The sequence below is a fragment of the Rhizobium sp. 'Codium 1' genome (assembly GCF_020889605.1).
Lineage (GTDB): Bacteria > Pseudomonadota > Alphaproteobacteria > Rhizobiales > Rhizobiaceae > Allorhizobium > Allorhizobium algae.
In genome coordinates this window covers 54,329-72,240 of sequence record NZ_JAJGPW010000010.1, presented here as the reverse complement: position 1 = coordinate 72,240, position 17,912 = coordinate 54,329, and the positions used below count along the sequence as shown (strand labels likewise).

General features: G+C 60.9%; 20 protein-coding genes. 11 read left to right on the top strand and 9 right to left on the bottom strand.

The window, feature by feature from the left end; genetic code table 11:
* The 7 genes from LJE98_RS19600 to LJE98_RS19570 all read right to left on the bottom strand — a co-directional run bounded on the left by LJE98_RS19600 (position 1) and on the right by LJE98_RS19570 (position 5,297).
* Positions 1 to 1,221 carry an NnrS family protein gene (locus tag LJE98_RS19600; protein ID WP_229576948.1) on the bottom strand — a complete coding sequence of 407 codons (1,221 nt, stop codon included), beginning with the start codon at positions 1,219 to 1,221 and terminating at the stop codon, positions 1 to 3.
* Positions 1,218 to 1,967 carry an ABC transporter ATP-binding protein gene (locus tag LJE98_RS19595; RefSeq protein ID WP_229576947.1) on the bottom strand — a complete coding sequence of 250 codons (750 nt, stop codon included), beginning with the start codon at positions 1,965 to 1,967 and terminating at the stop codon, positions 1,218 to 1,220. The genes LJE98_RS19600 and LJE98_RS19595 overlap by 4 nt, the downstream gene beginning before the upstream one ends.
* On the bottom strand, positions 1,964 to 2,773 hold the full coding sequence (locus LJE98_RS19590) for an ABC transporter permease (RefSeq protein WP_229576946.1): 810 nt from the start codon (positions 2,771 to 2,773) through the stop codon (positions 1,964 to 1,966). The genes LJE98_RS19595 and LJE98_RS19590 overlap by 4 nt, the downstream gene beginning before the upstream one ends.
* 9 nt (positions 2,774 to 2,782) lie before the next feature.
* The gene (locus LJE98_RS19585; RefSeq protein WP_229576945.1) at positions 2,783 to 3,823 is read right to left on the bottom strand and encodes an ABC transporter substrate-binding protein; all 1,041 of its coding nucleotides are present in this window, start codon (positions 3,821 to 3,823) and stop codon (positions 2,783 to 2,785) included.
* A 151-nt stretch (positions 3,824 to 3,974) separates the two neighbouring features.
* Positions 3,975 to 4,658 carry an NnrU family protein gene (locus tag LJE98_RS19580; RefSeq protein WP_229576944.1) on the bottom strand — a complete coding sequence of 228 codons (684 nt, stop codon included), beginning with the start codon at positions 4,656 to 4,658 and terminating at the stop codon, positions 3,975 to 3,977.
* Entirely contained in the window at positions 4,655 to 5,131 is a 477-nt protein-coding gene (locus tag LJE98_RS19575; protein ID WP_229576943.1) for a hemerythrin domain-containing protein, read from the bottom strand. Before LJE98_RS19575 ends, LJE98_RS19580 begins: the two co-directional genes overlap by 4 nt.
* 10 nt (positions 5,132 to 5,141) lie before the next feature.
* Positions 5,142 to 5,297, bottom strand: a complete 156-nt coding sequence (locus LJE98_RS19570; protein WP_229576942.1) for a hypothetical protein — start codon at positions 5,295 to 5,297, stop codon at positions 5,142 to 5,144.
* Between the two features lie 124 nt (positions 5,298 to 5,421).
* On the opposite strand from LJE98_RS19570, the gene LJE98_RS19565 reads away from it, so the two are divergent.
* The 6 genes from LJE98_RS19565 (at position 5,422) to LJE98_RS19540 (ending at position 11,010) form a co-directional block, all read left to right on the top strand.
* On the top strand, positions 5,422 to 5,967 hold the full coding sequence (locus LJE98_RS19565) for a cytochrome c oxidase subunit 3 (RefSeq protein WP_229576941.1): 546 nt from the start codon (positions 5,422 to 5,424) through the stop codon (positions 5,965 to 5,967).
* An 8-nt stretch (positions 5,968 to 5,975) separates the two neighbouring features.
* Positions 5,976 to 6,251: a cytochrome C oxidase subunit IV family protein gene (locus tag LJE98_RS19560; protein WP_229576940.1), complete on the top strand. Its 276-nt coding sequence runs from the start codon at positions 5,976 to 5,978 to the stop codon at positions 6,249 to 6,251.
* 155 nt (positions 6,252 to 6,406) lie between these two features.
* Positions 6,407 to 6,859, top strand: a complete 453-nt coding sequence (locus tag LJE98_RS19555; protein WP_229576939.1) for a c-type cytochrome — start codon at positions 6,407 to 6,409, stop codon at positions 6,857 to 6,859.
* Positions 6,860 to 6,887: 28 nt separating this feature from the next.
* A complete protein-coding gene (locus LJE98_RS19550; RefSeq protein ID WP_229576938.1) occupies positions 6,888 to 8,234 on the top strand; it encodes a nitric-oxide reductase large subunit in 1,347 nt (448 codons plus the stop codon).
* Positions 8,235 to 8,297: 63 nt separating this feature from the next.
* Positions 8,298 to 9,101, top strand: a complete 804-nt coding sequence (locus LJE98_RS19545; protein ID WP_229576937.1) for a CbbQ/NirQ/NorQ/GpvN family protein — start codon at positions 8,298 to 8,300, stop codon at positions 9,099 to 9,101.
* Positions 9,102 to 9,111: 10 nt separating this feature from the next.
* Positions 9,112 to 11,010: a nitric oxide reductase activation protein NorD gene (locus LJE98_RS19540; protein WP_229576936.1), complete on the top strand. Its 1,899-nt coding sequence runs from the start codon at positions 9,112 to 9,114 to the stop codon at positions 11,008 to 11,010.
* Between the two features lie 71 nt (positions 11,011 to 11,081).
* Here the strand turns inward: LJE98_RS19540 and hemN are convergent, their stop codons facing one another.
* Positions 11,082 to 12,434, bottom strand: a complete 1,353-nt coding sequence (gene hemN / locus LJE98_RS19535; RefSeq protein WP_229576935.1) for an oxygen-independent coproporphyrinogen III oxidase — start codon at positions 12,432 to 12,434, stop codon at positions 11,082 to 11,084.
* Positions 12,435 to 12,627: 193 nt separating this feature from the next.
* On the opposite strand from hemN, the gene LJE98_RS19530 reads away from it, so the two are divergent.
* Both LJE98_RS19530 and LJE98_RS19525 read left to right on the top strand, forming a co-directional pair.
* Positions 12,628 to 12,909, top strand: coding sequence for a DUF2249 domain-containing protein (locus LJE98_RS19530; RefSeq protein ID WP_229576934.1), 282 nt, complete (start codon positions 12,628 to 12,630; stop codon positions 12,907 to 12,909).
* 86 nt (positions 12,910 to 12,995) lie between these two features.
* Positions 12,996 to 13,520, top strand: coding sequence for a DUF2249 domain-containing protein (locus tag LJE98_RS19525; RefSeq protein ID WP_229576933.1), 525 nt, complete (start codon positions 12,996 to 12,998; stop codon positions 13,518 to 13,520).
* Here LJE98_RS19525 and LJE98_RS19520 read toward each other — a convergent pair.
* Positions 13,484 to 14,728: an NnrS family protein gene (locus LJE98_RS19520; protein WP_229576932.1), complete on the bottom strand. Its 1,245-nt coding sequence runs from the start codon at positions 14,726 to 14,728 to the stop codon at positions 13,484 to 13,486. The genes LJE98_RS19525 and LJE98_RS19520 overlap by 37 nt on opposite strands.
* Positions 14,729 to 14,957: 229 nt before the next feature.
* On the opposite strand from LJE98_RS19520, the gene nirK reads away from it, so the two are divergent.
* The 3 genes from nirK to LJE98_RS19505 all read left to right on the top strand — a co-directional run bounded on the left by nirK (position 14,958) and on the right by LJE98_RS19505 (position 17,863).
* Positions 14,958 to 16,097, top strand: a complete 1,140-nt coding sequence (gene nirK, locus LJE98_RS19515; protein ID WP_229576931.1) for a copper-containing nitrite reductase — start codon at positions 14,958 to 14,960, stop codon at positions 16,095 to 16,097.
* A gap of 70 nt (positions 16,098 to 16,167) precedes the next feature.
* On the top strand, positions 16,168 to 17,061 hold the full coding sequence (locus LJE98_RS19510; protein ID WP_229576930.1) for an SUMF1/EgtB/PvdO family nonheme iron enzyme: 894 nt from the start codon (positions 16,168 to 16,170) through the stop codon (positions 17,059 to 17,061).
* A gap of 100 nt (positions 17,062 to 17,161) precedes the next feature.
* Positions 17,162 to 17,863 (top strand): Crp/Fnr family transcriptional regulator, encoded by a 702-nt coding sequence (locus tag LJE98_RS19505; RefSeq protein ID WP_229576969.1) that lies wholly within the window; start codon positions 17,162 to 17,164, stop codon positions 17,861 to 17,863.
* Positions 17,864 to 17,912: the final 49 nt, after the last annotated feature.

The following is a 17,912-nucleotide window of genomic DNA, read 5'->3' as shown; positions in this document are numbered from 1 at the left end:
TCAGCACCTTTCCTGATCCACCGTTTCCGGCGACCAGAGCAGAGGAATATAGGCCTTGGCCCAGAGGAAGAAGGAGAGCGAGAAAAGCGTCGAGGCGAGGCCGTGCGGGCCAAAGGGCAGGGCAAGGGACGGGGTGAATTCAGGCAGGATCCGCACAAGCACCGACAGGACGAGGAGCAGGATCGACAGCCTGGTTATCCGGGAGAAGCGCAGCGGTTGACCGGTATGGAGCAGGCCCGCAATCGACAGAACCTGCAGGACGCCGAGACTCAGCCCACCCATCAGCGCCAGATGCAGCCCACCCAGCCAGGGCAATGGCAAGCCAGCAAGAGAGAGCCCGCAGGTGACAAGGCCGGTGCCGGCGAGCGCACTCGACATCCACAAGCCGCCGAGTTCCAGCGAAAAGCCTTCGCGCCCCACAAACCCCTCGGCGACCCGATCGAGAAAGGCTGCACCGGCAGCCAATATCAGATAGCCGCGCACGGCGTCCGAGAGCGTGGCTGCCTCTGCCACGATCACCAGCATGGTCAACCCCGCCGCGAGATGGACCCGGCCCGGATGGGGTCGATAGGGCGAGGTCTTTTCCGTCGGGTCGAGGATCAGATTGGTCACCGGCACGGTGATGCGGGCAAGGGCGAGACCGAGCAGGCCGAGAAGCGAAAGCCCGAGTATCCTGATGGAGCTTTCCGCAAGCTCATAGCTCTCCAGGGCCATCGCAATCCGCAGCGATGCTGCAGCTGTGGCATATGCGATCACAAAGAGGGTGAACCCCAGGAGGTCGGTGGTTTTTCTGATCCACGCCAGTCGCAGCACATAGGCAAGCAGGAACAGCATCCAGGCCTCATCGAACAGGAGGCCGAGGAGCCAGCCCTTCTCGACGGCGAGGAAGCCGAGTACACGGGCGCCGGCCCAGAGAGCCGCAAGCAGGAACAAGGGGCGGCCGCTCAGGCGCTGCGTGTCCGTCCATTCCGGCAAAGCAGAGGTCAGGAAGCCTAGGAGAGCACCTCCGAAGGAGCCGACAAGCATTTCCTGGGCATGCCAATGGCCCGGCAGGGACGAGGTCGCGAACGGCAGATCGAGAGACCAGACCACCACCCAGAGAAACGGCCAGAGTGCTGCATGCAGGGCGGCGAGAGGAAACATCAGTCTGAGGCCGTCGGCAGACATGGCCCTGGCAAGATCGGGGGAGGGGAGCATCCGAATGGCTGGAAGCACACTCATGCCAGCCTCCGCTCGTCATGCTCGTCCACCACGGCAAACAGCGGATGATCGCAAACGAGCCGACGAGCCATCTCGAAGACCATCTCGTCGCTGCGGGTTTCGGGCATTTCGGGAACGGCGACGCAGTCGAGAATTCCATGCCCGTATCGATCTAGAACCGCGATCCGGTGGCAGATCCGCAGCGCTTCGTGTATGTCATGGGTGATGAAGAGCCCGCCCTTGCCGCTGTTTAGAACCGTGGTGACGACGAGGTCCTGCATTCGTCGTCGCAAGGCAGCGTCGAGCGCGGTGAAGGGCTCGTCGAAATAGAGGAAATCCGGATCGCCGACGAGTGCGCGGGCGAGCGCCGTGCGCTGACGCATGCCACCTGACAACTGTGATGGAAACTTGTGCCAGTCGCTCTCTTCCAGCGAAACGCGACGACAGGCATCCGCAATCCTCGCCGACTGCTGGGCGCGCGAAAGCGCATGACCGGAAAGGCCGAGCGCCACATTGGCCTCGACCGTCGCCCAGGGGAGGAGGCGCGGCTCCTGAAAGACGAAAGCGCTGCGGTCATATCCTCGCGTCACTTGGCCATGGCGTGGAATAATCAACCCGGCGGCAATCTGGGCAAGGGTGCTCTTGCCACAGCCGGATGGTCCGACCAGGGCTATCATTTCTCCATGTTCAACCCAAAGGCTGGCGTTCTCGAGAACAGCGCGGCCGAGAAAGACATGGCCGACGGCATTGAGCTGGAGAAGTGTCATCGGCGAACGCCCCAGGGTTGGGCAGCTTCCCGCCACGCCTCGGCTTCCGCCCGCAGGGGCTGTACAATCCCGTATTCGACGCCGATCAGAGCGATGACCGAGAGGAGGATCCAGGCGAGGGCTGCTTCCACATCGAGTGCCGAGCGGGCATTGGCCAGGGCTCCGCCGATACCGCCGGCATTGGCCAGAAGCTCGGCCATAACCGCTGCCTTGAAGGCCGTACCGAGCGCCATAACCAGAGCCGGAAACAGGACGTGCAGCATTTGCCGCAGCGATATTTCAAGCAGGCGAGCGAGGGGGGAAAGGCCGGCCATGCGGGCCATGTCCTCGAGCGCCCGGTCTCGGGTTTGAATGCCTTCGGCCGCACCGACGAAAACGAGCGGCAAGGCGGCGATGGCCGCGGTCGCGATGACCGTCCCGGCCCCCATGCCGAACCAGATCATCAGGAGGACGATCCAGGCGATGGGAGGCACGCCGATCACCAATGTCACCTGCGGTCGCGCAAGGCGCATCACTGCCGGATGATATCCGGCAATGACGCCCGCAATGGTCCCAAGCGCGGCCGCCACTAAGAAGCCACCGAGCGCCCTGAGACTTGTCGAGAGTACCAGCAGCCGGTTGTGGGGATCTGCGACCAGTCCCAACAGGGTCTGGATCGTCGCGGCGGGCGCGGGCAGAACGAAGCTGCCATAGGCCTCGGCGCCGAGCTGCCAGACGGCTGCAAAGACCGCAAGGCCGGCGAGACCCGCCCAGCCGGACCAGAAGAAGCGGCCAATCCTGCCCGCACGATCTGTGAGGCCCTTCATCCTCAGGCCTCAGAGATAGAGGGAGGCGTCGGGCATGCGCCCGCCCACCATTTCCGGGTGGCTCTGCGCCACGGCTTTGAGCAAAGCCTCGATCGATCCACGTGCCTCCCGCGCGGCAATGGCAACGAGGTTCGAATAGGGGATCGAAGCCTCGATCACCGGCCAGGGCAGTTCAAGTGCCGATGCGGCCTGGCTTGCAGCCGCTGCCGGGTCGGCATTCACCTCGACCGCCGCCTGCGCAAGCCCCTGAAGAAGCGCTTTCGCCTGTTCCGGATGATCGTCCAGGAAGCTGTGGGCGAGGGCCAGACCTGCCTGCGGCATGACCGGCGCCGTTGCGGTCACAGCGCCCCATTCCTGCTGCATGTCGATCACCCGGTGAAGGGCCTGACCACCGGTCTTGGCCTTGAAGATCGCGGCAGAGACCGCCGGCTCGGGCAGCAGGGCGGTATCGATGCGGCCGGCGAGCAGCATCTGCACGGCTTCGATCGGCGTGCCTGCCCGCTCCACCTTGACTTTCCCGCTCATTCCATGATGGGCCAGTGCTGCGTCAAAGACGAGCTCCGGCGTGTCATTGGGAAACGGCACGGTCACGCTTTGTCCTTCGAGATCGGAGAATGCAGTGATCCTGTCATCGCGCGACACGATGTAGAGAAGACCGTTGGTCATGACATTGGCCAGTTTCAGGCCAAGCCCGCGCGTATGCAGGTTCGCCGCAGCTGTTGTCGGCATGACCACGGCCTGCATCGAGCCGGATGAGAGGCCGGCCCGCATCTCGTCGGGCGTGCGCCACACCTTGAACTCCACCTTCTCGGCGACATCGCGTAGAAGCCCCTTGCCGACCGCATAGGCCATCGTGATCGATGGCCCGGCAGGAGGGCCATAGAGAACGAGCTGGTCCAGTGACGAAGCCCGCGCCCGCTTGTTGAGGAAGGGCAAGGCAAGGGTCGCGGCTATGCCCGCGCATAGCGTGCGACGGGTCGGTGCATAGCCGGCCTTGTCGGCTTCAGTGCTCTTTGTCTTGCTGATCCGGTCACCTGGGTTCGGCATCATGCTCTCCGTAAAGATGAATTAGTGGCTCATGTTATCGTCCGCCGCGCGCCGGTTGTTTGATATGGAGCAAGGAACGAGGCGAATTGCAGGTCGAGCGCCGGCGACCTGTATGGAGAAATGCAAGTCCTCCTGATCGTGCCTGCAATCGCTGTCAGAGATCGAGCGCGAGGACGGGGTCGACGCCAAACAGCGCGGCATGCCCTCCCGTGAGCAGCCAGGTCGTTGTCAAGAGCGTCAGGGCCAACGCGGCTAGCAGGGGTCGATCCAGACGCAGCTCGGCGCGTCCAGAGAACAAGGCGATGAAGGGAAATACCGATGTCGATCGCGCGATTGACGACCACTTGTCGCCCATCCGGCGTTTTGCGCGTTTTTCCACGACGAGGATTCCGACAGCCGAGAATAGGCCGAGGCCGCCGAATACAAGGAGTGACCTGACGTCACCGTTTGCGCAGACATGGCCAAGAGACCAGAGGAGGAAACCCCATAGGACAGGATGACGTGTCATGGTCGTTATCGCGCCGGGTGTAGCGCCTGGAAAAACGCTGACCGATGCCGGATTGGTGCTGATGAGACCAGCGGTGACAAGGAAGAGTCCGAGTGGCGACAACACCAGATTGACGAGGACGCTCCGCGGATCCGGCTGCCAGATCTCGACGTATTCGGCGCTCCAGGCGGCATGCAGAACCCAGATCAGGAGGGCCCCGGACGTTGCCGAATAGGCCAGAAGATAGACAGGCAATCCAAGCGCTGCGGTCAGCCTCCCCCGAATGCCTGGTATGGCAGGAACCGAATGCAGCAAAAGGAAAGCTGCAAGGGCGAGAATGACCTCGGTCATGATGGGAGTGTCTGCATCTCTGGCTCAACGCTGAGGAGCTGCTGCAGCAATATCTGCTCCACTGTTATGTGGCGCCGGACCGCCTCCTGAAAGCCGCGAACCATATGAGCTACCGTTTCCAGGCTCAGTCTGCATCGTTTGCGGGCGACTGCGGCCAAAGTGAGCGACAGTTCACGGGCGGCGCGACGGTCGACGCGATGTTCGGACTTGACCTGATCGAGAAGAAGAGAGCCGAAGCAGGAGCCGGCATGCAGCTCGAGGTCGGGGTAAAACCTTTGCTCTTCCAGAGTGTGTGCCGCTGCGACCAGCGGTTCGATGTGCTTTGCAACCTTCTGGATGCCGCGCGGGATCTCACCCGCGTCAAAGTCCATGGCCAGTTCCTCCAGCCTCAGGCAGAGGATGAGAAGATCGCGGTGCTTGTCCTCAAGCGCCCTGACCTCGGCGGCCGTTAGGCTGGATCCTGTCGTTTCCATGGTTTTCTCCCTACTGGCCGAGAAACAGGATGACGCCGATGACCATTGACGCCAGAACGGCGGCAAGCGTACCTCCGCCCTGCAGCACGCCCATGCGTTTCAGCATCAGGGCAAAGCCCACGATGACCGGTGTCACAACGACAAGGCCGATCTGTGCATCCGTCATGTCAATCATTTCCTTCTGTTCTGAACGCAGTCTGCCTTGCCTTTCGTCAGTCTTCTTTGCGCTCCCACAAAGAGCGCTTCGGATTTTTCTCTAAAACCGATCCCGACCGGAAGGAGATGTGACCATGGCCATGCGAACGAGCCTCCAGGATGAGGCAAAGGACGACCATCTGCTGCTCTGGATCCTGGTGTGGAGCGAGTTGATCGCTTTCGGCATCCTGATCCTCGGCTTTCTCGTCGCTTCGACCTTCGAGGCGGAAGCTTTCGAACTCGCCCGTCTGCACTTGAGGCCCGGCATCGCCGGAGCCAATACCCTCATCCTTCTCGTGAGCGGGTACTTTGTCGCAGTGGCGATGCGAAATCGGCTTGATCTTGAGGCGGTAAAACGGCCGTTGACCATTGCAGCCATGCTTGGCTTCTGCTTCGTGGCGATCAAGCTCTTCGAATATTGGGGTGAGGTCCGCTTCGCCGGTGATGCGACACTCGATACCTTCTTCGAACTCTACTTCATCATCACCGGCTTCCATCTCCTGCATGTCTTCTTTGGCGCAATTGCCCTTCTTCTGGTTGCCTGGCGCCCGGCACGGGAAAACCTGATCCTGATCGCCACGCTCTGGCACGTGATCGACCTCGTCTGGCTGGTCATCTTCCCCATCCTCTATCTCGCGTGAGGCCTGTCATGACCCGCAGACAACATGAGGAGTTGGTTGGCGTACTTGCCATGCTGATCACCTTCGCGATCGGCGGCGCGGTGGTTGCGGCGCTCGCTGGTGCTACCATCATACCGATCGCCGCAGTTCTTCTGATTGCCTTTGCCAAGGGACGGCTTGTGGTTCTCGACTTCCTCGAGCTGAGGAGCGGTCAGCATCCCATGCGGGTCGCGCTCATCGGCTGGTTGTGCATCCTTCTGACCGCCGCACTCGCCCGCTCGCTGGCCGTCGCCCTGATTGGTTGAAGATTCGCTGCGTTGCTTGCCGAAGCGCAAAGAACAACTCCCACCACTCACTATGAACAAGCATCCCGCAGACCCGGCGAGGGGATCGCCGGAGCCTTCAAGGCGGGGAAACCAGCGCCGGGTGTCATTCGCCCGGCAGACGGAAGGACAAAGGCATGGCAGAGCGCCTGACCAAGACCGGAGCGCGCAACGTTTTCTACGGCGGCTCCATCTTCTTTTTTGCGATCTTCGTGGGGCTCACGGCCCACAGTCACTACTACATCCGGACGACCTCGACCGACGAGACGACGCTGACCGACAGCGTCGCCCGCGGCAAGCATGTCTGGGAGAAGAACTCCTGCATCAACTGCCATACGCTTCTGGGGGAGGGGGCCTATTTCGCGCCTGAACTGGGCAATGTCTGGACCCGATGGGGCGGCCAGGACGACCATGAGGGTGCCCGCGAGACGCTTCGCTCCTGGATGGCCGCACAGCCCTCCGGCGTCGAAGGTCGCCGACAGATGCCGCAATTCAACCTGACCGACGACGAGATCAACGATCTCGCCGATTTCCTCGAATGGACCAGCAAGATCAAGACGCAGAACTGGCCGCCGAACGAGGCGGGCTGAGCCCTTCGTGACCCAAGGAGACATCACCATGAAATATCAAAGCCAAAAGGTCGCGATGCTGTATTTCTACGGCGCGCTTGGCCTCTTCGTTGCCCAGGTCCTGTTCGGGGTTGTTGCGGGCACGATCTATGTCCTGCCCAACACGCTCTCCGAGCTCCTCCCCTTCAATATCGTGCGCATGATCCACACCAACGCCCTGCTCGTCTGGTTGCTGATGGGCTTCATGGGCGCGACCTATTATCTCTTGCCGGAAGAGGCGGAGACGGAGCTTTACAGCCCGAAGCTCGCCATTGCGCAGTTCTGGATCTTCCTGATCGCCGCTGCCGCCGCCGTCGTCGGCTATCTCTTCGGCATCCATGAAGGCCGCGAGTTTCTCGAGCAACCCTTCATCATCAAGGTCGGCATCGTCATTGTCGCGTTGATGCTGCTGTTCAACGTCACCATGACGTCGCTCAAGGGACGCAAGACTGTTGTCACCAACATTCTGATCTTCGGCCTCTGGGGCGTGGCGATCTTCTTCCTCTTCGCCTTCTACAACCCGATCAATCTCGCGCTCGACAAGATGTACTGGTGGTATGTCGTCCATCTGTGGGTCGAAGGCGTCTGGGAGCTGATCATGGCCTCGGTGCTCGCCTTCCTGATGATCAAGCTCAACGGCATCGATCGCGAAGTCGTCGAGAAATGGCTCTATGTCATCGTCGGTCTGGCACTCTTCTCCGGCATTCTCGGCACGGGCCATCACTACTATTGGATCGGTGCGCCAGGTTACTGGCAATGGATCGGTTCGCTCTTCTCGACGCTCGAAGTCGCCCCGTTCTTCACCATGGTCATCTTCACCTTCGTGATGACCTGGAAGGCCGGCCGCAAGCATCCGAACAAGGCTGCCCTTCTGTGGTCGATCGGCTGCTCGGTCATGGCCTTCTTCGGCGCCGGCGTCTGGGGCTTCCTGCACACGCTGTCTTCGGTCAACTACTACACGCACGGCACGCAGGTGACCGCTGCGCACGGACACCTCGCCTTCTTCGGCGCCTACGTCATGCTCAACCTTGCGATCATGGCCTATGCCATTCCCGAAATGCGGGGTCGCCAGCCGTATAACCAGTGGCTGTCGATCGCGAGCTTCTGGATGATGTGCACCGCCATGTCGGTCATGACCTTCGCACTCACCTTTGCCGGTGTCCTGCAGGTACATCTGCAGCGCGTGCTTGGTGACAGCTATATGGCCGTGCAGGACCAGTTGGCACTGTTCTACTGGGTACGCCTCGGCTCGGGTGCCATCGTGCTGGTCTCCGCCCTGATGTTTGTCTGGGCCGTGCTGATGCCGGGCAAGGAAAAAGAGCCTGCCTTCGGCGGCTATGTCGAGCCTGCCGAGTGAGACAGCGGCCCCGCTACTTTCCCGGCGGCGGGGCCTTTTCCAGAGTTTTCAAGGATCAGACCTATGAACATCATTGCACGCAATCTTCAGTCGGATATCCCGGCCTATAGCCCGCTCGGCAACGAATGCGCCCTCTTTGAGACGGCCTGGACGCGGCAATTGCCGCTTCTCCTCAAAGGTCCCACCGGTTGCGGCAAGACCCGTTTCGTCAGCCATATGGCGCAAAAGCTTGGTCTGCCGCTCACCACCGTGTCCTGCCACGATGACCTTGCCGCCGCCGATCTCACGGGACGGTTTCTGCTCAAGGGCGGCGAGACCGTCTGGGTCGACGGGCCATTGACGCGCGCCGTGCGCGAAGGCGGCGTCTGCTATCTCGATGAAGTCGTCGAGGCACGCAAGGACGTGGCCGTCGTCCTCCATCCGCTCACCGACGACCGGCGGATCCTGCCGCTGGAGCGCACGGGCGAAGAGCTTGCGGCGCCACTCTCCTTCATGCTCGTCGTTTCCTACAATCCCGGCTATCAGAGCCTGCTCAAGGCGCTGAAGCCCTCGACCCGCCAGCGCTTCGTTGCGATCGAGTTCGACTTTCTGCCCAAGGCCCGTGAGATCGAAGTTGTCTCGGCGGAAAGCGGACTACCCATTTCGGCCGTCGAGCCGCTGGTCGAACTGGCGCGGCGGCTGCGCGCACTCAAAGGTCATGATCTGGAGGAAGGTGTCTCGACCCGTCTCCTCGTTTATTGCGCCAGCTTGATTGATGCCGGACTCTCCCCACGCGACGCCGTGCGTGCCGCGATGATCGAGCCGCTGACCGACGAGCCGGATGTGCGTGCCGCTCTTCTGGAACTCTCGCAAGCGGTCATCCGCTAGGAGTTGCGTCATGCTGGATTTCCTGGAGCTTGAGGAGACGGTCGGCCGTGTCTGGCACAGGCTGGCCGGCGACACCCGGACCTGGCCACGCTATCCCGAGGCAGCTGTCACGCTGGACGAGATGCTGCCGGTTCTCTCGGTCTGCTTTCGCGGTTTCGGCGGGGAAAAGACGGTGCAACTGGTCCCGGCGCGATGCCGGACCTCGCAGCATCGCCTGAAGCTGCGCCAGCGCTTGGGCCTGGGCGAGGAAAAGCTTATCCATCCGGCGCGCGACGAGGCGAGCGTCATGCTGCCGCCGGTTCTCGACCTGATGCCGGAGCAGGCGCTCAATCGCGACCTTTATGTCTGGCTCGTCGCCGCCATGGCCGTCATGCCGCTCGAACCGATGACGCAGGCTGATCCGCTGAAGGCCGATCTTGCCATGCTGGAGGCAGCCTCGCAGTTGCAGGGGCACGTTCTCGCCGCGTTTCCCGGCTTTGTTGATCTCTATCGCCGGCTGTGTCTCGCTCTGTTGACGGAACGCCGGCGCGGTTCGCTGCCCCGGGTCGAGGGCCTGCTCGAAGACCGGGTGATCGACCTCCTGCGACAGGGTGGTGGTCTCGCGCCGCTCTCCGTCGAGGCTGAGCTTCCCGCAACCGCGCCCCCCGGCTATTTGCCAATGCTGCCGGTGCCGCTCTGGCCGCAGGCGGTCATCAGGGAGGAATGGGCCGGCCGCCAGGAAGTGGACCAGCCGGTCGGCTCCAGTCAGGCGGATGCACAAGCCGCTGGCCGCCATGTGGCGATCCGCGAAAAGGACTCCGCTGCCAAGGGCGAGCGCAGCCCCTTCATCCTCAACCGCTTCGAAAAGATCCTAGCCATGGCGGAGATGGTCAATGTCGACCGCCCCGCCGATGACAGCGATGATCACGATGCGTCAGCCGCCGATGAGCTCGACGAAATGGTGCTCGGCGAACGCAAGGGCCGGCCTGCGGCGAAGTTCCGTTTCGACCTCGACCTGCCGCCGGAGGCCATCATCCACTCTGCGCTTGAAGCCGATCTCACCTATCCGGAATGGGACTACCGCCGCGGCGTCTACCTGAAGGATCATTGCCGCGTCGTGGCAGGTCCTGCCTCGAGCGAAGAGGCGGGGCAGATCGCTTCGGAGGAGATGAAGGCCCTGATCCGCCGTGTGCGGCGACAGTTCGAGGCGATGCGCCCCCGTCATGAAAATCTGCGGGCGCAGGTCGATGGCGCCGATCTCGATCTCGATGCCGTCGTCCGCAGCCGCACCGAGCTTGCTGCCAGCGGCGAGTGCTCGGACCGGATCCATCTGGCGAGCCGTCCGCAGGCGCATGATCTCGCAGTCACTTTGCTGGTCGACGTTTCGCTGTCCACCGACGCCTGGTTTAACGATCGGCGGGTGCTCGATGTGGAGAAGGAGGCATTGCTCGTGCTGGCCGAAGGGCTCGCCGCCTGCGGCGACAGTCATTCGATCCTGAGCTTCACGTCGAGACGGAGGGAATGGGTTCGGGTCGAGACGATCAAGGGTTTCGATGAGCCGATGAGTGCGCTGGTCCGCCACCGTATCGCGGCCCTGAAACCGGGCTATTACACCCGCATGGGAGCAGCACTGCGCCATGCCACGTCAAAGCTGGCTGAACGCTCAAACCGTAAGCATCTCCTCCTGGTTCTGACCGACGGCAAGCCGAATGACGTGGATCACTACGAAGGCCGCTTTGCGATCGAAGATTCACGCCGCGCCGTGACCGAGGCGCGCCGTCGCGGCATTCATGTCTTCGGCGTCACGGTCGATCAGGATGCAAAGACCTACGTGCCCGCCGTCTTCGGCCATCACGGCTTTGCCGTTGTCCCCGATATCCGCCGCCTGCCGGCCGCCCTGCCACAGATCTACCGCGCGCTCGTTCGCTGATCCGCGATCGCGCAAAGGGAAAGCCCGGACCGAGTGATCGGACCGGGCTTTCTCGTTTTCCCTGCTTTGCCTCAGGCTGCGGTGGCGTGTGTTCGACCCGTTTCGCCAAGATAGGCGTCAAAGCAGGATGCCACCGTTCTGACCAGGAACCTGTGCTGTGTATCGACCCTTAGCGTATCGCCATGCCAATTCGCGATGCCCTCCGCCACCAAGGTCTGCAACGGCTGATTTGCCTTTCCGATGCTCTTGTCCGGAAGGTCGAAACCATCCGGCATAGCGCCGAAATCCACCTGGAAGTCGCACATCAGCCGCTCGATGATCCAGGCCCGGATGCGGTCCTCCCGTGTAAGGCGGTAGCCTTTCGATGTGGCAAGTTCACCGGACGAGATGAGGTTCGCATATCGCCCGATCGCGACGTCATTTTGCGCATAACCTTCGGCCAGGCGTCCGATTGCCGACGAACCGAATCCGATAAGCGTCGATGCATTGTCGGTCGTATATCCTTGGAAGTTTCGATGCAGCGCCTGGCGATCGGCCGCGATCGAAAGCGAATCCTCAGGAAGCGCGAAATGGTCGAGACCGATGCGGCGATACCCGGCTTCGCACAATGTTGCCGCGATGGCTTCCGCCTGAGCGTGCCGCTCATGCGCGTCACCAAGGGCTGCCGTATCGATCAGGCGTTGATGCTTCTTGAAGGTCGGTACATGGGCGTAGCCAAAGACGGCGAAACGTTCCGGACGCATGGCGGCTGCCACACGCGCAGTTTCAATCGCAGAGTCTACGGTCTGATGTGGCAAACCGTAGATCAGGTCGAAGTTGACACTTGTGGCGCCTGCCTTGCGCAGGTTTGCAAGGGCAATTTCCGTTTGCTCCGCCGACTGGATGCGATTGATCGCCTTTTGAACTTTTGGATCAAAGCTCTGTACGCCGAGACTGGCCCGGGTCATCCCCGCCTGGCCCAGGGCCTCGGACATTTCGAGCGTCAGGGTTCTCGGGTCGATTTCCACGGCCAGCTCCGCGGCGCCGCCTAAGTCGAAGGCCTTGTCGAGAGTGGCAGTCAGGTCGAGAAACTCGTCCGGCGTCATGATGGTGGGGGTGCCGCCGCCGAAGTGGACTTCACTCACACTTTGTCGCCGCCCGATCGCCTTGGCCACCAGCTTGATCTCCTGCTTCAGCACAGTGAGATAGTCGAGGATCGGCGCGTCCTTCTGGGTAATCGTGGTGTGGCAGCCGCAATACCAGCACATGGATCGACAGAAGGGCACGTGGAGATAAAGCGACACCGGATCGCTTTCCGGAACGGTCGCCAGCCAGTCACGATAGGTGCCTGCTCCAATGCTGGGTGAAAAGCGTGGCGCCGTCGGATAGCTCGTGTAGCGGGGCAGGCGGCTTTCGCCGTAACGGCGGATTATCTCTGCGTTCATTGTATCGCTCCGGTTTGGTGCCGTCACGATAGTGCCGCGCGCCAGCACTTCGTTGTCGAAAGGCAAAGAGGAACACAGCTTTCTAGGTTTTGCTTGTCGCAGCACAACGAAGTCCGCGCACAAGCGCTTCAATGTCCTGTGGTGCGGCCGAGCTGCATGCGCCCTGCAAACCTCCATGGAAGAAAGCGACCGAATGACTGCTGTCGAAGATCATGTTCTCAAACTCGATGTGCGAGAAGTTCCCCGCGTGGAACGGCATCCCCGCATATTCGGAATGTTGAATTCTCTGCTCCCGGATTATCAGTTGATCCTGACCGTCGATCATGATCCGGTTCCGCTCTATTACCACCTCGAAATGCACTATGACGGGATGTTCGGCTGGGAATACCTTTCCCGCGGTCCGGAAATATGGGAAGTCCGCATTAGCCGGAAGAAACACGAAGGCTGCAACTGCAACTGCGGTGGTGGCCATTGAACTGAGTCGGAGCGGTCGGTATTCCTCGGTCGCTCCACGTGCGTTTGGTGCGATCGGTTCCTGGGAATCGCAAACAGGGAGGTTACATGTCGACAGCGATCAACTACAGGGAGCTCGACGTGCGGCCCATTCTTCGCGAGGGTGGTGAGCCATTTCCCGCGATCATGGAGGCGGTGCAGTCCTTGGAGCCCGGCGAAGGCTTGCGGCTCTTGGCAACCTTTCAACCTGTGCCCCTTTTGAGCGTCATGGCGCGGCGCGGCTATTCTGCGGAGATCAAGGAGTTGGATGGCGGCGACTGGGAAGTCTTGTTTTCCCCGGCCATCGAAGCATCTGCAAAGATATTCCATTCCCTTGGGGCTGAAGAAGCGGCGGCGTGGCCCGATCCCCTGTGGCAGATCGACCTCACCAATCATGAGCCGCCGGCACCGATGGAGAAGGTTCTCTCGCTGATCGACCTGATGGAACCCGGTGAAGTTCTGTTCGCGGTTTTTTCCGAGGAATCTCGCTTCTTGGCAGCGGAGCTTGAAAAACGTGGTCACCAATGGGTTGGCAATCTTGACGCGTCGAAGCGTGCTTATCGCATGCTGATCCGCGTCGGCGACGAGGGCTGACGGCCGGGTTGTCGCTGAACGTGACATAGCAGTCCTGCGCTATCGCACAGGAAGAAGACAAAACCGGCGATCCAAAATAGACCGGCGGTCCCTAGCAGGGCCTCATAAAATCCGGGAACGAGATCGGCACTGCTGCGCATGCCTGCCGCCAGCAGCACGCATGGAACCGACAATCGCAGAGGCCAGGACAGCTTTCCATTCCGGCCGGTGTGAAGCCGGATCGAACGGTTCATGATCGCGAGCATCATTCCCGATACAGCGCCGATGGCAAGTAGATGCATTGCAGTGATCGGGTCGAGCATGTCGAGTGCGGTTGCTCCGAGACCCAGGAGCCCGAGAGGGATGAACCCGTAGGAAATCTGTATGGCAGTGATCAGGGATGACCGCAGTATGGCGGGCCTGAACCATGCTCCTGTGCGAAGCAGATGCGAGCCTGCTGCAACAACCGCCACGATGGCCGTAAGAAGTCCTGACGGCACCAATGTCCACATCATCGCTGCAAGCAGCGTGGTGACAAGTACGAAGCGGTCGACCACGCGATTTCCCGGGGCGAGGCGTGGCCTGCCTGCCTGGGCAAGCCAGTTGTTTGTGAAGCTCGGGATGAGTTTGCTGGCGGTGGCAGCTATCAACAGGATGTAGACGGACAGACCTGCCCGTGCCCAGGCGCTCACGTCGCCTCCGGTCATGGCTGCGGCGTGAAACCCGCCATTGAGAAAGGCAAGAAGCGTAACGGAGAGTATAGGTTTGGCATCCGCAATCCGTCTTGCAGCCCAGACCTCCCTCAGGCAAAAAAAAGCGAAGAGTGGGAGGAATATCCAGTCGATCGGGAGTGTAATCAGGGCCGTCGTGTCGCCGACCATCAGCATGGAGACCCGGCCCGCAAGCCAGATGAGCACGAGGCGTGCAAGCGGCAGGCCTGATAGTGGAAAGCGACCCGTCCAGTTTGGCACGGTCGTCATCAAATAGCCGACCAGAACCGCCGGCATGAAACCAAACAAGAGTTCATGTGCGTGCCAGGCGGATTGCCCGTAACTGTCTGCGAGGTCGAGCCAGCCCTGGCGGGCGAACATCCACACTGCCATCGTTGCAATGGCCCATAATCCGGCTCCAAGATAAAATGGCCTGAAACCGTAGGAGAGCAGGACGAGACCATCGCGCCCAAGGCCGCGTGGAATGCCGCCAATGGCCAACTTTTCTCGATCCGTCATGAAACTGGTCTCCACCCACTGCGGGAAATGTTGCTTCAAGAACTCGTCGAGCAAAGTAATTGATCTCGATCAACTGGCCGCGATCAATCCGTTGTTTTTCCGGCGGCTGAACGTCGCACCGCGAAGAATAGAGATCATTGTTCCAGATCAAATAGAACGGCGTGTCATGAAGTAAAACAATGTCAACAGATCGGGCGAAACGCTCACTGCATGACAAGGAGAAAAGATTATGACCCATGCGTTGAATTTGACCAGAAGAACAATGCTTGCGGGAGCTGTCTTTGCAAGCGCGCTTGTGCCTGTCCTGACGGGTACTGTGGCACGCGCCGAAGGCGGCGACATCAAGACCAATGCCGCAGCCGTTGCCGCTGACATCGCCAAGCTGGAGCGTGTGAAGGTCGACCTGGTTGCGCCGCCCTTCGTCCATGCCCACTCGCAGAAGGCAGAAGGTGCGCCGAAGGTCGTCGAGTTCACGCTTACCATCGAGGAAAAGAAGATCATCGTCGATGATGCTGGGACCGAAGTCCATGCCATGACCTTCAACGGCTCTGTCCCCGGTCCCATGATGGTCGTTCATGAAGGCGACTATGTCGAGCTGACGCTGATCAACCCCGACACCAACAGCCTGCAGCACAATATCGACTTCCATTCGGCAACCGGTGCGCTTGGCGGTGGTGCCCTGACGCTGGTCAACCCGGGCGAGAAGGCGGTGCTCCGCTTCAAAGCCACCAAGGCCGGTGTCTTCGTTTATCACTGCGCACCTCCCGGAATGGTGCCGTGGCACGTCACCTCGGGCATGAACGGCGCGATCATGGTCCTCCCGCGGGAAGGCCTGAAGGACCACAAGGGCAACGATCTGCCCTATGACAAGGTCTATTATGTCGGCGAGCAGGACTTCTATGTGCCGAAGGATGCCGACGGCAATTACAAGAAATACGAAAGTGCCGGCGATGCCTACTCGGACGTGCTCGAAGTCATGAATACGCTGACCCCGAGCCACATCGTCTTCAACGGAGCCGTCGGAGCCCTGACCGGCGACAATGCCTTGACCGCTGAAGTCGGCGACCGGGTGCTGATCCTGCATTCGCAGGCCAATCGTGACACGCGACCGCACCTGATCGGTGGTCATGGCGACTATGTCTGGGCGACCGGCAAGTTTGCCAACCCGCCAGAACTCGACCAGGAAACCTGGTTCATTCCCGGCGGTGCTGCGGGTGCTGCCTACTACACCTTCCTGCAGCCGGGCATCTACGCCTATGTCAACCACAACCTGATCGAAGCCTTCGAAAAGGGTGCGGCCGCTCACTTCAAGGTCACCGGCGACTGGAACGACGACCTGATGACCGCCGTGGTCAAGCCGGAAAGCTGATCGAACCGCAGTCCGGGGCGCCCGCCAGGGCGCCCCGGGACATTTGTTCTCAAGCTCGTTGGAAATCGCCATGTTCGGCGCCATCAACACACCCAGACATTTCAACCCAATCGCCTCGGTGGCCTTGCCGCTTTTTCTGATTGGCGGCTTGTCGATCGCGGTCGGGGTTCAGTCCGGCATCGTGCGGCTGGAGGGCGCGGATGTAACCGCGCCGCAAACCATCTCGGTGGCTCCAGGAACATTCGCTTATCGTCAGCCCGGTGAATATTATCGTGCCGGCTATGCAGTCGACGGTCCGAAGGCCGATGAAACGCTGGTGACACCGGTCACCATCATGAAGTATCAGGTGAGCACACAGGATTATGACGCCTGTGTTGCCGATGGTGCCTGCCCGGCCCGGGAATCGGCCACGCCATCGCGCCCGGACATGCCGGCCACGGGCGTCAGCCATGACGACGCAACACTCTATGCGCGGTGGTTCTCGGAAAAGAGCGGCGGGCTCTGGCGCCTGCCGAGCGACGTCGAGCTGGCTTTTGCCGCTGGCACCAAGTTTCCTGATGACGCTCTCGGCATAGATCCGGACAACAGGAACCCGGCATTGCGTTGGCTTGCCGACTATGAGCGCGAGGCGGCGCGCAAGAGGTCGAAGGAGCCGAAGCCACTTCCTTATGGAAGCTTCGGTGAGAACGAGCATGGCCTTGCCGATTTTGCCGGCAATGTCTGGGAATGGACGACCACATGCAACCGGCGCGTCGATCTCGTCAGTGGTGGTCAGTCAGTCGCAACCGAAGCCTGCGGTGTCTATATCGCCGCCGGCAAACATAGATCGCCATTGAGTTCGTTCATCCGCGACCCGAAAAGCGGTGGTTGCTCTGTCGGAGTTCCCCCTGACCATGTCGGCTTCCGGCTGGTTGAAGATCGTCGCTGGTATGCTCCTTTGCTCTTTTCGATTGGTGCCTTGTGATATAGTTTGCACCCGTCGCATTGGACACTCGCCGCTGCAGCCGTTATTGGACTCTCCCGAGGCCGGATGGTGCACGCTGGTGGCGGGAGAGGGATCTGTTTTGAAACTTGATCGGACGATCATCAAGTCATTGTCATTGTTCGACAAGATGACGGATGACGAGCTGGACGCACTGCTCGTTCCCGCGCAGACGAGGCGGTTGCCGATCGGTGAGTCCGTGTTTGAACAGGGTCAGCCTGCCTCCTATTTCTTTCTACTTCTGCATGGTCGCCTCAAGGTTACCCAGGTCACCAGTGCAGGTCAGCAGATCATTGTCCGAGTCGTGCATCCGGGTGATCTCTTCGGCTTTGCAAAGGCACTTCAGCGGCACGACTATCCCGGTACAGCCCTTGCCGCAGCCGAGAGCATTGTTCTGTCCTGGCCGACAGAGCTCTGGCCGCGATTTGTGGAGCGCAATCCCAGGCTCGCCGTCAGTGCGATGGAGACGATCGGACAAAGGCTCGAAGAGGCGCATGTCCGCATTCGCGAGATGTCCACTCAGGAAGTCGAGAAGAGGGTTGCGCATACCGTGCTGCGGCTGGCTCAAAAAGCCGGTCGCGCAGAGGCTGCGGGGATACGGATCGATTTCCCGATTTCGCGGCAGGACATCGCGGAAATGACCGGAACGACGGTGCATACGGTGTCGCGCATATTCAGTGCCTGGGAAAGCCGGGGGCTGATCGAAGGCGGCCGGCAAAAACTTCTCGTGCGCAATCTGGCAGAACTGGCATCGCTGGCGGAATCGCTTCCCGAGCGTCGATAATCAGGTAAAGCGTTCTCGTACTTGATATTGCGCAAAGAAGGCGCGGCAA